Source organism: Bacillus sp. FSL R5-0603, from assembly GCF_038050295.1.
Classification (GTDB): Bacteria; Bacillota; Bacilli; order Bacillales; family Bacillaceae; genus Bacillus; species Bacillus subtilis.
In genome coordinates this window covers 268215-282877 of sequence record NZ_JBBOYP010000001.1, presented here as the reverse complement: position 1 = coordinate 282877, position 14663 = coordinate 268215, and the positions used below count along the sequence as shown (strand labels likewise).

Below are 14663 nucleotides of genomic sequence, written 5' to 3'. Positions count from 1 at the left end.
TCCCCCAGGGGACGGCTTTTTTTCTATTGATTCAGCTTCCATTTAAACGGGTCCTCAAACAGCGACCAGTCGGAATCAAATTCATACTCAGTCAGCAGGCATTGATCAAGCTCTTTCGTGATCGTTTCTTCATCCAGGTCAGTTCCGATAAAAACTAGCTGCGTTAGGCGGTCGCCGAACTCCGGGTCCCACTCCTCCAGGATTTCCGGCTCCTGCTGTTTGACTTGCTCCTGCTCAAGCTTCGGCAGCGCCGCGACCCAATAAGATACAGGCTCAATCGTAACCGACGGACCTGCTTGCGACATCAGCAAAGCGAGGTTGTTATGAGATGCGCACCAGACGATTCCTTTGGCACGAACCACGTTCTTTGGCATTTGATCCATCCAATGATAAAACCGTGTAGAATGAAACGGCAAACGTCTCTTATATACAAATGAAGAGATACCGTATTCTTCTGTTTCCGGGGTGTGTTCCGCATGGCCTGCCGTCAGCTCTTGAATCCAGCCGGCCGATCCGCTCGCTTCCTCGAAATTAAATAACCCTGTATGCAGAATCTCCTGCGGTTTTACATTTCCTTTGACGGAACGAATGAACCTGGCTCTTGGCTGCAGTTTACGAAGAACGTTTTCAAGCTGTTCGAGCTCTTGCTCGCTGACCAAATCACATTTATTTAAGATCAGTACATCGCAAAACTCAATTTGATCAATCAAGAGGTCGGCGATTTCTCTTTCATCCTCTTCCCCCAATGCCTCTTTGCGGTCCAGAAGGCTTTCGCCTGACTGATAATCATGCCAAAAACGGTTGGCATCAACCACTGTCACCATCGTATCCAGCTGACAGAATTTTGTAAGATCGATTCCCATCTCTTCATCGATATAAGAGAAAGTCTGGGCCACCGGGATCGGTTCGCTGATTCCTGTCGATTCGATGACGATATAATCAAACCGTCCGTCTTTTGCCAGTTTCTCAACTTCAATTAATAAGTCTTCGCGAAGCGTGCAGCAAATGCAGCCGTTTGACATTTCCACAAGCTTTTCATCTGTTCTGGAAAGGCCCCCTTCCTGCTTAACCAAACCCGCGTCAATGTTCACCTCGCTCATATCGTTTACGATAACCGCTATTTTCAAGCCTTCGCGATTTTGCAGAATGCTGTTCAGCAATGTTGTTTTTCCCGCACCTAGATAACCGCTCAGTACGGTAACCGGAATTTTTTTCATAATAGTGCCTCCATTAAAATAGAATGATTACGATTTAAATTGTATACTTCGCCGTATGTACAATGGTGTAGAGCAGCTTTTCGCGCTCATTTCTCGCTGCCGCTCGATTTATAAATCTGTAAAGGCTCCAACCGCGTTTAATCCTTTTTCCCCATCGCAAATCCTTGCCGACATTCGGAAAACCGCAGCTTGCATAAAGCAATTGCTCCACTTGCGTTGCTGAACCGATGGAAAGCGCAAATATCTCATCAAAAGTAGATTGGGTTTCGTTTTCAATTTTCAAGAGACGCTTCATGGGGATCAATGACAGCAAGATCCTTAGCCTTTCCGCTTTTCACAGATGCACACCCATTGATAAGCATTTATCACAAAACGTAATTGTTACGATTTAAATTGTATGGTCTTTTTTCCTTTTTGTCAACGGTTTTCAATTCAGCTGATCACCACTTTTGTATGTTCAGGGATATTTTCATATACCCATTTCGCATCTGGAATGGTCAGCCTGATACATCCGTGAGATGCTTTCGTTCCTAGTTTTTCTGCTTCCATTTTGATGACTTTTTGATCCTTAGTCATTGGCACACTATGAAATAAAAATTCACCGTGATTTTTCCATGATACCCAGTATTCTGCGCCTTCCTGGTATCCTTCGGAGAAAAACCATTCTCCCCGTTCAGGCTCTACATAAAAGGTGCCCTTTGGCGTAGCATCATCTTTTGTTTGATCAAGACCAGAAGAGATCATCATTGTATAGATGGTGTTGCTTCCTTCCTTGATGTAAGCCTTCTGCTCCTTCACATTCACATCAATCCAGACATGCTTCTGTTTAATATCCGGGTATTCTCCGCCCGAAGGCTTTGTCCAATCAATGCTTTTTCGAACGTCCGTTATGTTTTCGACCGTTTTCTTTGTATTGATACTTGCGTGTTCTTCTGCATGATCGGAGCAGGCTGACAGCAGGCTGACTGGCATAAGAACTGCAATAATGAATAATGAGAGTTTCATATTTTATCCACTTCCTTCGAAAAATACAGCTTCGCATAGGCATCGTGGAGATGGATCGATTCTTCATTGCGGCATTCAATCTCAAAGGCTGACACCCATTCAAGCTCAAACAAATCTGCAGCAATCAGCCGGGTGAGATCCTCAACAAACCTCGGATTTTCATAGGCCGTTTCTGTCACGGCTTTTTCATCAGGCCGCTTCAATACCGGATGCAGTCTCGCAGAAGCATTTGATTCTGCGGCGTGAAGCAAATCAGCTTTAACATCACTTGGCAGCGATGCGGCCGGGTGAATATCTGCCCAAATGCTGACCGTTCCCCTCTGATTATGGGCACTGTATTCGCTGATTTCCTTGGAGCAAGGGCACAGAGTCGTTACTTTTGCTGAGATGCCGGCACGCTGTTTAAACGGCTGATCTTTGCGATAGGTGACAGACATGAATATATCAGCATGCATCAAACCCGCTTTCTCAAGCTTCGGGCTTTTCCGTTCGAAAAACCACGGAAACCTCACTTCAACTGTAGCAGATGATATGTCCATGTTTTCTGCAAGCTCTTTCGTAAATTGCTGAAGAGAGGAAAATGAGAGAATCCAGCCGTTTTGATGATAGACTTGCAGCAGCTCTGTTAACCGGCTCATATTAATCCCCTTCTGATTTCTCGGCAAATTACAAGTCATTTTAAAGTTCGCAGCCGTTGTTTGCTCGGCAGGCATCATGGCAGAAGTGATTGTGACTGGATGGGACACATTAGCGACACCTACATGCTGAATGTCAAAAAAATAATCCTTCCTGATATTTTGCAGGTCCTTCATTTTCTCTTTTTCCACTGGTTTCTCGCCTTTGATCGGACTGACCGATCCAAAGTATTGAAGACGCTCCGTTTTTTTCGGGAGCAGCGTATGTTGATTCATTCAGAAAACTCCTCTCACTAACAAATCGTAATAATTACTATTTATTTTGATCGGTTCACTGTTGAAAATCAAGAGAAAATAAAAAAGACACGCACAAACGCGTGTCCGTCAAAATCCTAAACATCCGCCGGGCTGCTTTCCGCGCTCCAGCTTTTCCGCCAGTAATAGCCTGCGGCAAGCACAAGTGCAAACGCCAGCAGCGCGATACAGGAAAACGTGATAAAACCGATAGCATATGTGCCTGTCATCTGTTTGAGAGATCCTAAGATGTTCGGCAGGAAAAACCCTCCGATTCCTCCGGCCGCACCGACGATTCCCGTCACCATGCCAATTTCTTTGCGAAAACGCTGCGGCACGAGCTGGAATACTGCACCGTTACCCATTCCGAGCCCCATCATTCCGACAAACAATAGAACAATGACCATTGAGAGAGATGGCAGGCTGCTGACTCCGGCCATACACAGTGCCACGATGACAAACAGTACAGCAAGAACTTTCGTGCCGCCGACACGATCCGAAATCAAGCCCCCGACAGGCCGGAAAAAGCTCCCCGCCGCCACACATAATGTAACGAAGTCGCCCGAGTGAATTTTTGACAGCTGGTATTGATCAACAAAGAAAATAGATAAAAAGCTTGAGAGCCCGACAAATCCGCCAAATGTCACGCTGTACAGCAGGCAGAAAAACCATGTTTCCTTTTGCCCAAACACATGCAGATAGCTTTTGAGCGGCTGCGGAGCCGGCTGTGCAGGAGAATCCTTTGCCATGGATACAAAAAGAATAAAGACGATCAATAATGGAATAAGCGCAATTCCCATGACAATGTGCCAGCCGAACTGCTCTGCCAGACGAGGGCCAAACAGGGTAGCAAACAACGTGCCGCTGTTCCCAGCTCCGGCAATCCCCATCGCAAGTCCCTGCAAATGAGGCGGATACCAGCGGCTGGCCATAGGCAACGCTACAGCAAAGCTTGCCCCCGCCACGCCAAGCAGAATCCCGATGGCATACAGTTCAGTCAGGGAACGGCCGCCGAATGTCCCCCAAAGCAGCGGAATCATTGTCACCAGCATCCCGATCACTGCCGTTTTTTTCGGTCCGATTCTGTCCGTTAAAATACCAAGAATGATACGAAACACAGATCCAGATAAAATCGGCACAGCTACGACAAGCCCTTTCTCAAAAGGAGACAGGCCAAAATCCTGAGAAATATAAACACCCAGCGCCCCAAGCATCACCCATATCATAAAACTGACATCAAAGTATAAAAAGGAACAGAGCAACGTGAGTGGATGACCGCTAGTTTTCAGTTCCGACAGCTTCATAAGATTCCCCTTTCTAGACCCTCATTATTTTACATTTTCTGAATCAAGGATATAGGACCATTATTTTCTGGAAAAGACATGTGTAAGTTTTTGTGACACGTTTAATGCGTTAACAGTGCATTGTGACATAATTTTTAATAGGAGAAAACTTACGAGCTTCGCCAAAGGAGGTCTGATACATGAAGAAACAACGATTGGTGTTAGCGGGAAACGGCATGGCCGGAATCCGCTGTATTGAAGAAGTATTAAAGCTGAATCGCCACATGTTTGAGATTGTCATTTTCGGAAGCGAGCCGCATCCCAATTACAATCGCATTCTCTTATCCTCTGTATTGCAGGGTGAAGCGTCACTCGATGACATTACACTGAACAGCAAGGATTGGTACGACAAGCACGGGATCACGCTTTACACAGGCGAAACGGTTATTCAAATTGATACAGATCAGCAGCAGGTCATAACGGATCGCAAGCGCATCCTGTCTTATGACAAATTCATTGTGGCAACAGGCTCCTCCCCTCATATTCTCCCTATCCCCGGGGCAGACAAAAAAGGTGTCTATGGATTTCGGACAATAGAAGACTGCCAAGCGCTGATGAAGATGGCCCAGCACTTTCAAAAGGCTGCGGTAATCGGAGCCGGCTTATTAGGACTGGAAGCTGCAGTCGGTTTACAGCATCTCGGTATGGATGTCAGCGTCATTCACCACTCCGCCGGCATTATGCAAAAACAGCTCGATCAAACAGCGGCACGGCTGCTGCAAATTGAGCTGGAACAAAAAGGCCTAACCTTTCTTTTGGAGAAAGACACCGTCTCCATTTCCGGCACCACGAAGGCAGACCGAATTCATTTTAAAGATGGCTCTTCATTAAAAGCAGACTTGATTGTGATGGCGGCCGGCGTCAGACCGAATATTGAATTGGCTGTATCCGCTGGAATCAAAGTGAACCGCGGGATCATTGTGAATGACTTCATGCAGACAAGCGAACCGAATATCTACGCCGTTGGTGAATGCGCTGAGCATAACGGAACGGTGTACGGATTGGTGGCTCCGCTTTATGAGCAGGGAAAAGCGCTCGCCAGTCATATTTGCGGCATTCCATGTGAGGAATATCAAGGCTCAGCACCATCTGCGGCGTTAAAAATAGCTGGAATCGATGTGTGGTCAGCAGGAAAGATCCAAGAGGATGAACGCACGACGAGCATCAAAATCTACGACGAACAAGCAGGTGTTTATAAAAAAGCACTTTTTGTAGATGACAAACTGGCCGGCGTTATTTTATTCGGAGACACCAGTGACAAGCAGCGGCTTCTCGACAGCCTGCTTAAACAACGAGACATCTCCATTGTCAAAAAGCAGATCATCGAACCGGAGACAAGCGGCCCTTTATTTGAATCCATGCCTTCCAGTGAAACGATTTGTCAATGCAACACAGTGACGAAAGGCGCGATTGAAGACGCGGTGCACACGAATAGCTTAACAACTGTTGAGGAAGTCAAGCACTGCACCAAAGCCACTGGGTCCTGCGGAGGATGCAAACCGCTCGTTGAAGACCTTTTGAGGTACATGACCAACAGCGAATATACGAAGCCCGCCGGCACACCTTCGTTTTGCAGCTGTACTGATTTTACAGAAGACGACATCATCGCTGAGCTTCAGCGCAGGCCATTCACTAATCCGGCAGAAGTGATGAACCAGCTTGACTGGAAAACAAAAAAAGGATGCAGTACTTGTGTTCCTGCGATTCAATACTATCTGGAAATGCTGTACCCTGGGTTTTTCCAGCCTGAGCCAGCCACTGAAGAGACATGCATCCTGATTCCGCAAATGTACGGCGGGCGGACAAACGCGGAGCAGCTAAGAACCATCGCCAACATCATTGAGGCATACAGCATTTCCGACGTATCCATCACTCACGGCCAAAGGCTGAAGCTTTCCGGGATCAAGCCTGCGGATCTCCCGAACATAAAAAAAGACCTGAAGATGCCCGTTTACACCAATGAACACCGACACGCGCTGCAAAGCATCAAAGCATGTACATGCGGGCAAAATCGATCGATTCAGCAGCTGGCAGCCCAAATCGAAAGACAACTTGAGACGCTTCCCTTACCCGCTCCCATTTCTATCAGCTTATCATGTGAAACAGACTGCACCGATGCCGCCCTGCAAGATGTCGGCGCAATTCGGACACAAGCTGGCTGGGACATTCACATCGGCGGCGTCCGGGGAACTCATGCCCGTTCAGGAGCTCTGTTTTGCGTGACTGAGAACGAAGACAGCACTGCCAGCATGATCAAAGGACTGAGCCAGTATTATCGGGAAACGGCTCATTACTTAGAAGTTGTTCATCAGTGGATAGACCGTCTCGGGATCGTTCATATCAGAGAAGTGCTATTCGAAGAAGACCTAAGGGCACAGCTGCTGGAAAGCCTCCAAACAGATCTGTCACTGATTCAAAACCCGACTGTAGAGACGGGCGCATATAAGAAAGGATGAGGCATTTTGACTGAACGACTGCTTAGATATTTCCGTGATAAACAGCAAGACGTCCAATCAGAAAAAACATATGACACCCAATGCCCGTTTTGCAGCATGCAGTGCAAAATGCAGCTCGTGGAACAAACCATCGTCACGCGCAAAAAGTACACTGCGATCGGGATTGATAATCCTACAACACAGGGCCGGCTATGCATGAAGGGCATGAATGCTCACCAGCATGCCTTGAACTCCTCTCGCATCACCCGCCCTCTGCTGAAGAAAAACGGCGAGTTTATCCCTGTTTCCTGGGAAGAAGCATTGAATTACATGAAAGACCAAGTGACAATGATCCAAGCAGAACACGGCCATGATGCCATGGCGGTATACGGAAGCGCCTCGATTACAAATGAAGAGGCGTATTTGTTAGGGAAATTCGCACGGGTGGGCTTACAGACAAAATACATCGACTACAACGGGAGGCTTTGTATGTCCGCCGCAGCAACCGCAGCCAACCAAACATTCGGCGCGGACAGAGGCTTAACGAATCCCTTATCAGACATTCCCCACACCCGTGTGATCATTTTTGCCGGCACCAATATCGCGGAGTGCCAGCCTACGATTATGCCATATTTTGAAAAAGCGAAAGAAAACGGAGCTTACATCATTGCCATTGATCCGCGTGAAACAGCAACAACAAAAATCGCCGATCTTCATCTGAAAATCAAACCCGGCACAGACGCCGCCCTTGCCAACGGTCTCGTCAAAATCATCATTGACGAACAGCTTATAAACGAGGATTTCATTCAATCACGAACAAATGGATTCGAAGAGCTGAAGCAGCATACTGACTCGTTGGACCTGAATGACATCGCCGAACAGACGAGTGTCCCGCTGGTGGATATAAGAAAAGCTGCTGTAAAGTTTGCCAAGGAAACGTCCGGCATGCTGTTTACAGCCCGCGGGATTGAACAGCAAACCGATGGAACAGCGGCTGTGAAAGGCTTCTTAAACATGGTGCTGATCACAGGAAAAATCGGCAAACCTTACTCAGGTTACGGGGCGATCACCGGACAAGGCAACGGGCAAGGTGCAAGAGAGCATGGCCAAAAAGCCGATCAGCTTCCGGGCTATCGATCTATTGAAAACGAACAACACCGGGCACATGTTGCGAAAGTGTGGGGAATCCATCAGGATGATCTGCCGCGAAAAGGTGTCTCAGCCTATGAAATGATGGAAAAAATCAATGACGGCGACATCAAAGGATTGTTCCTCATGTGCTCCAATCCTGCTGTCTCCAGCCCAAATGCGAATCTCGTGAAAAAGGCTTTAAGGAAACTGACATTCTTTGTTGCAATCGATTTGTTTATTTCTGAGACTGCGAAATACGCAGATGTGATTTTACCCGCCTCCTCTTACTTAGAAGATGAAGGCACCATGACAAATGTAGAAGGACGCGTGACATTAAGAGAAGCAAGCCGGCCATGTCCCGGCGAAGCAAAGCATGATTGGCAGATCATTTGTGATCTCGCATCCGCTCTCGGCAAGGGCCGCTACTTTTCTTATACGTCAGCGGAGGATATTTTTAATGAATTGAGAGAAGCGAGCCGAGGCGGGATTGCCGATTATTCAGGCATCTCATACGGCAGGCTCAGACGTGAAGGCGGCATTCATTGGCCGTGTCCGGAATCTGATCATCCCGGAACTGGGCGCTTGTTTACAGAATCATTTGCTCATCCGGATCAAAAAGCGGAATTAAGTGTGATTCCAAACGAACCGCCTGTTCCAAAAGAGAAGCCGACAGCCGATTATCCGCTTTATTTAACGACAGGCAGAGTCATGTCTCACTACTTAACAGGCGTCCAAACAAGAAAAAGCGCCTCCCTTGCCGCGAGACATTTTGAATCGTTTATGGAAATCCATCCGCAAACAGCAGCGACCTACAATATCGAGGACCGTGTACTGGTAAAAATAGAATCGCCGCGGGGAAGCATCACCGTCCGCAGCAAATTATCAGAACAAATCAGAAAAGATACTGTTTTTGTTCCCATCCATTGGGCAGACGCTCAAAATGTGAATGATTTAATCGGGGAAGCCTTAGATCCAGCCTGTAAAATGCCCGGCTTTAAGGTATGCGCCGTCCGAATCAGACCTATTTAAATTTTTCATAAAATTTTTAGAACTTTTCGTATATTTTGTTACATTTTATAACATGTATCTTAAATATTCCTTTTTGCTGTGCTACGCTGGAAAAAACATTGATAAGGAGCGGATCATCTGATGGGAAAAAAACAGCTAGTTCTTGTTGGAAATGGAATGGCCGGGGTAAGGGCCATTGAAGAGATACTGAGTGTTGCTAAAGACGAGTTTCAGATCACAATTTTCGGTGCCGAACCGCATCCCAATTACAACCGAATCCTTTTGTCAAAAGTGCTTCAAGGCGATACAGATATTAAAGATATTACGTTAAACGATTGGGACTGGTACGAAGAAAACAACATTCAATTGTATACAAATGAAACAGTCATCAAAGTGGACACGGAAAACAAAACAGTCATCACAGATGCAGACAGAATCCAGCCTTACGATGAATTGATCCTGGCGACAGGCTCGGTCCCTTTTATCCTTCCGATTCCGGGCGCAGACAAAAAAGGCGTCACAGCTTTCCGGGATATAAAAGATACAGACACAATGCTCGCCGCGTCAAAACAATATAAAAAAGCAGCCGTCATCGGCGGAGGACTTCTTGGTTTGGAAGCAGCTCGCGGACTGCTGAATCTTGGCATGGATGTGTCCGTCATCCACCTTGCCCCATTCCTGATGGAGCGCCAGCTTGATGCAACGGCAGGACGCCTGCTGCAAAACGAGTTAGAAAAACAAGGTATGACCTTTTTACTTGAAAAGCAAACAGAAGAAATTGTCGGTGATGACCGTGTCGAAGGCCTTCGCTTCAAAGATGGCACAAGCATTGAAGCCGATTTAGTCGTCATGGCTGTCGGCATCCGCCCGAATACAACACTCGGCGCCGAGAGCGGCATTCCGGTTAACCGCGGCATCATCGTCAACGATTATATGCAGACTGAAATCCCGCACATTTACGCGGTTGGCGAATGTGCCGAGCACCGCGGAATCGCCTACGGGCTTGTGGCGCCGCTCTATGAACAGGCAAAAGTTCTGGCGAAGCATATTTGCGGCATCGAAACAAAACCGTATGAGGGCTCCGTTCTCTCCACACAGTTAAAGGTATCAGGCGTCGAGGTTTTCTCTGCCGGTGACTTTAACGAATCAGAAGAGAAAAAAGCGATTAAAGTCTTCGATGAGCAGGACGGCATCTATAAAAAAATCGTCCTGAGAGGCAATCAAATAGTCGGTGCTGTTTTATTCGGCGACAGCAGCGAAGGCAATCGCCTGTTTTCTATGATTCAAAAAGAAGCCGATATCTCTGAAACCTCTAAAATATCAATCTTACAGCCTCTCAACCAAGAAGCAGGCACAAGCATAACCGCAGCGATGAGCGACGATGAAATCATCTGCGGCTGCAACGGCGTGTCAAAAGGTGCGATTATTCAAGCCATACAGGAAAAGGGCTGCTCGTCAACGGACGAAATCAAAGCATGCACCGGCGCATCCCGCTCATGCGGAGGCTGTAAGCCGCTCGTAGAAGAAATCCTCCAGCATACGCTCGGATCAGACTTTGATGCGTCAGCGCAAAAAGAAGCCATTTGCGGCTGCACCACATTGTCGAGAGATGAAGTCGTAGAAGAAATCAAAGCCAAAGGGCTGTCACATACAAGAGAAGTCATGAACGTGCTCAGCTGGAAAACGCCAGAAGGCTGTTCCAAATGCCGGCCCGCTCTGAACTACTACTTAGGCATGATCAATCCAACCAAATACGAGGATGACCGGACATCCCGCTTTGTTAATGAACGAATGCACGCCAATATTCAAAAAGACGGAACATACTCAGTCGTTCCTCGGATGTACGGCGGCGTGACCAACTCCACAGATTTGCGCAAGATTGCCGATGTCGTTGACAAATATGAGATCCCGCTCGTGAAAATGACAGGCGGCCAGCGAATTGATCTTATCGGCGTGAAAAAAGAAGACCTTCCGAAGGTATGGGAAGATCTTGATATGCCGTCGGGCTACGCGTACGGAAAAACGCTCCGCACAGTGAAAACATGTGTAGGCGAGCAATTCTGCCGCTTCGGCACACAAGACTCCATGGCACTGGGCATTGCGCTTGAGAAAAAATTCGAAGGGCTGAACACGCCGCACAAAGTCAAAATGGCCGTGTCTGCATGCCCGCGAAACTGTGCGGAATCCGGCATTAAGGACCTTGGCGTTGTCGGCATCGACGGAGGCTGGGAGCTTTATGTCGGCGGAAACGGCGGAACCCACTTGCGTGCCGGCGATTTGCTGATGAAGGTGAAAACAAATGAAGAAGTCTTAGAATACGCAGGCGCTTACCTGCAATATTACAGGGAAACCGCAAACTATCTGGAGCGTACGTCCGCATGGCTTGAGCGCGTCGGTTTATCCCATGTCCAATCCGTGTTAAACGATCCGGAAAAGCGGCAGGAGCTGAACGATCGAATGAATGAAACACTCTCTGTCCACAAGGATCCGTGGAAAGACTTTTTAGAGGATAAACAAACCTCGAAAGAATTATTTGAAAATGTCGTGACCACATCATAATGACAAAAACAATCATTGAGGAGGAATGGACATGGTAAACAAAGACGTAACAAAAGTATGTATCGGAAAAATTGAAGAATTGCCTGAACAATTAGGCAAAACAGTGTATATTGAAGATAAGGAGCTCGCGGTTTTCAAGCTTTCAGACGGAAGCATCCGCGCCATCGAAAACCGCTGTCCGCATAAGGGCGGCGTCCTGGCAGAAGGCATCGTCAGCGGTGAATATGTTTTCTGCCCGATGCATGACTGGAAAATTTCCTTAAAAGACGGAATCGTCCAAGAACCTGACCACGGATGCGTCAAAACATATGAAACGCTGATCGAAGGAGAACATGTTTATCTCGTATATTGATCAAAAGACCGGATCACTTTTCTAGTGGTCCTTCATTTTTTACAGTGACGGAAGGATGACATGATCATGAAGAACGGAATCGTATATTTCGTGGGAGCCGGACCCGGCGACCCAGGCCTGCTCACCATCAAAGGAAAACAGGCGCTCGAGGAAGCAGATGTGATTTTATATGACCGGCTCGCCAACCCGAAGCTGCTCGAATTTGCATCACCGGACTGCCAGTTTATTTATTGCGGAAAACTGCCAGACCGCCATTTTATGAAACAAAAAGAAATTAACGCCCTGCTGGTTGAAAAAGCATTAAATGGGCTAACCGTCGTTCGCTTGAAGGGCGGAGATCCGAGCGTATTCGGCAGAGTCGGCGAGGAAGCAGATGCTCTTCATGAGCACGGCATTCGCTATGAAATGGTGCCGGGAATCACCTCTGGAATTGCAGCGCCGCTATATGCGGGCATCCCCGTCACGCATCGGGATTTCGCATCGTCTTTTGCCATGATTACAGCGCATGATAAATCATTAAAAGGCACGCCGAACCTTGACTGGGAAGGGCTTGCCCGAAGCGTTCAAACCCTTGTTTTTTACATGGGTGTCAAGAACTTGTCTTATATTTGCCAGCAGCTTATTTCATACGGGAAATCACCTTCTGTCCCTGTCATTGTCATCCAATGGGGAACGTGGGGCCGCCAGCGGAGTGTGAAAGGAACACTTGAGAACATTCAGCAAAAAGTGCAGGAACACCAGATTACAAACCCCGCGATTATCGTCATCGGAGACATCGTCAACTTTCAAACACACAGCTGGTTTGAAAGCAAACCGCTCATCGGACGGCATTTGATGGTTGTGACTCATGGCGAAGATGAAGACCCGCTTGCAGACAAGCTGCGCCATTCCGGCGCCGATGTCATCGAGTGGCCGAAATGGCGGACCGAAAACATGCCTGTCAATGAAGACATTCTTCGAAAGATTGGCACCTTTGAAGACGTTTTTTTCACATCGCGCCGGGCAGTTTGTGAATTTTTCAGAGCACTGGCTTCTCAGAAAATCGACATCCGCCAGCTGACAGCCAAACTGAGTGCAGCATCTGAGCAAGCAAAGACAGAGCTTGAGAAACGGGGCTTTCTCGTCTCCACCACTGAGCCTGATTCAGAAAAAACTCTGGTTGTTGGGAGCCGCCATGCAGTGGAATTCATGCAAAAGCATGAATCCTGTTCGTTTTATATCACTCATGAAAACGTCATAGATGACCGGTTCACCCACATGATTCAGCGTACCATCAGTGAATCCCCGCTGCACATGGTCATTTGCCCAAACAAGCTGTCCGTTCAGCAATTGATCAATGGTGGCGAACAAATTGGCATTTTGCCGGAACCGTCAGCAAGCCGGCCCCCTATCGTCTGTATAGGCGATGACTCAGCTGCCGAAGCTTATGGATTCACAGCTGTACAAGAACAGGATGAATTGCTAGCTTTCATTCAGAATCAACAGACTCAGAAAAAGCTCCTTCACAGCTGATGGCTGGCAGCCCTTTTTTCAAGGGCTGTTTTATTTATTCACCAATTTTTTATGATGGGTTGAATACATCGCCATATTCTCAGCCTTAGGATCCAAATAAGCCTTAGCACTGTTGACTGCTGTCGGGCCTTCCGTAAATCCGCCGGCAATCAATCTCAGCTTGCTTTCATAAAAAGCCGCGTCGCCCGCCACAAACACGCCCGGAAGATTCGTCCGCATATGTCTGTCAGCTTTCACCCTGCCTTCCTCAATCTCCAGCCCCCACTCCATCATCGGCCCGAGATCAATTTTGAAGCCATGATTAATGATCAGTTCATCAACCGCTATCTCTTCCCTCTGGCCAGTCTCCGTATGGCAAATCTTCACTTTTTGGATGCGCTCTTCATTGCCGCTCAACTGCTCCAGCCGATAAGGAGTAAGCACCCGCACCGATGATTGCTTCATTTTCGTCACGCTGCTTTCCATTCCGCCGAATTCCTCACGCCGATGAACGACAGTCACAGACGCCGCAATCGGTTCAAGCTCATTAGCCCAATCGACCGCAGTATCTCCGCCGCCTGATATCACCACGCGTTTCCCTTTAAACGCATCGAGCTTCTCCACTCCATAATGAAGATTTTTGCCCGCATATCGGGCCGCATCCTCGCTGTCAAACTCATTGACCTCAAGCGTACCCATGCCGCAAGCCAAAATCACAGTTCTTGTATAGTGCTTTTCCCCTTCAGAACCCGTCAGTACAATGGTGCCGTCATCCAGGCGTTCAAACCCGGTCACACGCTGATTCAATACGATATCAGGATCAAACGTTGCCGCTTGCTCCTTCAGCTGCTCGATCAGCTGTTTTCCCGCAATCCCCGGTATGCCGCCGATATCGCGAATGATTTTCTCAGGAAAGAATAAAGACACCTTCCCTCCGAGCTTCGGCAAAAATTCGATTACCTTTGTTTTCAGCTCCCGCATCCCGCAGTAAAAAGCAGTAAACAGCCCAATCGGCCCGCCCCCTATTATCGTAACGTCATATACCTCTTGATTCTCAGCCATCCGTCCTGCCTCCCGTTCACATCTATATCAAATCATTTTAATTGAGAATGAATATCAACACAAAGTATATCATATTTCACGAGCCTGTGTTTATTCATTTCTTCACCTTGTGATCAATTGCTGAAAACCCT

The 14663-nt window shown here is 47.6% G+C and carries 10 protein-coding genes and 1 pseudogene; 5 read left to right on the top strand and 6 right to left on the bottom strand.

Features of this window, described 5'->3' with window-relative positions:
• Positions 1 to 23: 23 nt before the first annotated feature.
• From zinU to NYE56_RS01390, 5 genes and pseudogenes are all read right to left on the bottom strand, one after another.
• On the bottom strand, positions 24 to 1217 hold the full coding sequence (zinU, locus tag NYE56_RS01410) for a zinc metallochaperone ZinU (RefSeq protein ID WP_047182063.1): 1194 nt from the start codon (positions 1215 to 1217) through the stop codon (positions 24 to 26).
• A 27-nt stretch (positions 1218 to 1244) separates the two neighbouring features.
• A pseudogene (locus tag NYE56_RS01405) lies at positions 1245 to 1428 on the bottom strand (hypothetical protein).
• Positions 1429 to 1649: 221 nt separating this feature from the next.
• Positions 1650 to 2222, bottom strand: a complete 573-nt coding sequence (locus NYE56_RS01400; RefSeq protein ID WP_341283355.1) for a L,D-transpeptidase — start codon at positions 2220 to 2222, stop codon at positions 1650 to 1652.
• On the bottom strand, positions 2219 to 3133 hold the full coding sequence (gene folE2 / locus NYE56_RS01395) for a GTP cyclohydrolase FolE2 (RefSeq protein WP_341283354.1): 915 nt from the start codon (positions 3131 to 3133) through the stop codon (positions 2219 to 2221). Before folE2 ends, NYE56_RS01400 begins: the two co-directional genes overlap by 4 nt.
• A gap of 116 nt (positions 3134 to 3249) precedes the next feature.
• Positions 3250 to 4455, bottom strand: a complete 1206-nt coding sequence (locus NYE56_RS01390) for an MFS transporter (RefSeq protein ID WP_341283353.1) — start codon at positions 4453 to 4455, stop codon at positions 3250 to 3252.
• A 179-nt stretch (positions 4456 to 4634) separates the two neighbouring features.
• Here NYE56_RS01390 and nasB point away from each other — a divergent pair, with 179 nt between their 5' ends.
• The 5 genes from nasB (at position 4635) to cobA (ending at position 13491) form a co-directional block, all read left to right on the top strand.
• On the top strand, positions 4635 to 6950 hold the full coding sequence (nasB, locus tag NYE56_RS01385) for an assimilatory nitrate reductase electron transfer subunit NasB (RefSeq protein ID WP_341283352.1): 2316 nt from the start codon (positions 4635 to 4637) through the stop codon (positions 6948 to 6950).
• A 6-nt stretch (positions 6951 to 6956) separates the two neighbouring features.
• Complete coding sequence (gene nasC, locus NYE56_RS01380) at positions 6957 to 9089, top strand: assimilatory nitrate reductase catalytic subunit NasC (protein ID WP_341283351.1); 2133 nt, start codon at positions 6957 to 6959, stop codon at positions 9087 to 9089.
• A 120-nt stretch (positions 9090 to 9209) separates the two neighbouring features.
• The gene (gene nasD / locus NYE56_RS01375; protein ID WP_341283350.1) at positions 9210 to 11627 is read left to right on the top strand and encodes an NADPH-nitrite reductase; all 2418 of its coding nucleotides are present in this window, start codon (positions 9210 to 9212) and stop codon (positions 11625 to 11627) included.
• Positions 11628 to 11658: 31 nt separating this feature from the next.
• Positions 11659 to 11979, top strand: a complete 321-nt coding sequence (gene nirD, locus NYE56_RS01370; protein ID WP_160221330.1) for a nitrite reductase small subunit NirD — start codon at positions 11659 to 11661, stop codon at positions 11977 to 11979.
• 60 nt (positions 11980 to 12039) lie between these two features.
• On the top strand, positions 12040 to 13491 hold the full coding sequence (cobA, locus tag NYE56_RS01365; protein ID WP_341283349.1) for a uroporphyrinogen-III C-methyltransferase: 1452 nt from the start codon (positions 12040 to 12042) through the stop codon (positions 13489 to 13491).
• Positions 13492 to 13521: 30 nt separating this feature from the next.
• Here cobA and ffoR read toward each other — a convergent pair whose 3' ends face one another.
• Positions 13522 to 14532, bottom strand: coding sequence for a ferredoxin--NADP(+) reductase (gene ffoR / locus NYE56_RS01360; RefSeq protein ID WP_160244292.1), 1011 nt, complete (start codon positions 14530 to 14532; stop codon positions 13522 to 13524).
• Positions 14533 to 14663 lie beyond the last annotated feature (131 nt).

Excerpts from the sequence above, each read along its gene's own strand:
- nasD (WP_341283350.1), top strand. The coding sequence starts at position 9,210 with ATGGGAAAAAAACAGCTAGTTCTTGTTGGAAATGGAATGGCCGGGGTA.
- zinU (WP_047182063.1), bottom strand. The coding sequence starts at position 1,217 with ATGAAAAAAATTCCGGTTACCGTACTGAGCGGTTATCTAGGTGCGGGA.
- cobA (WP_341283349.1), top strand. The coding sequence starts at position 12,040 with ATGATCATGAAGAACGGAATCGTATATTTCGTGGGAGCCGGACCCGGC.
- folE2 (WP_341283354.1), bottom strand. The coding sequence starts at position 3,133 with ATGAATCAACATACGCTGCTCCCGAAAAAAACGGAGCGTCTTCAATAC.
- NYE56_RS01390 (WP_341283353.1), bottom strand. The coding sequence starts at position 4,455 with ATGAAGCTGTCGGAACTGAAAACTAGCGGTCATCCACTCACGTTGCTC.
- ffoR (WP_160244292.1), bottom strand. The coding sequence starts at position 14,532 with ATGGCTGAGAATCAAGAGGTATATGACGTTACGATAATAGGGGGCGGG.
- nirD (WP_160221330.1), top strand. The coding sequence starts at position 11,659 with ATGGTAAACAAAGACGTAACAAAAGTATGTATCGGAAAAATTGAAGAA.
- NYE56_RS01400 (WP_341283355.1), bottom strand. The coding sequence starts at position 2,222 with ATGAAACTCTCATTATTCATTATTGCAGTTCTTATGCCAGTCAGCCTG.
- nasB (WP_341283352.1), top strand. The coding sequence starts at position 4,635 with ATGAAGAAACAACGATTGGTGTTAGCGGGAAACGGCATGGCCGGAATC.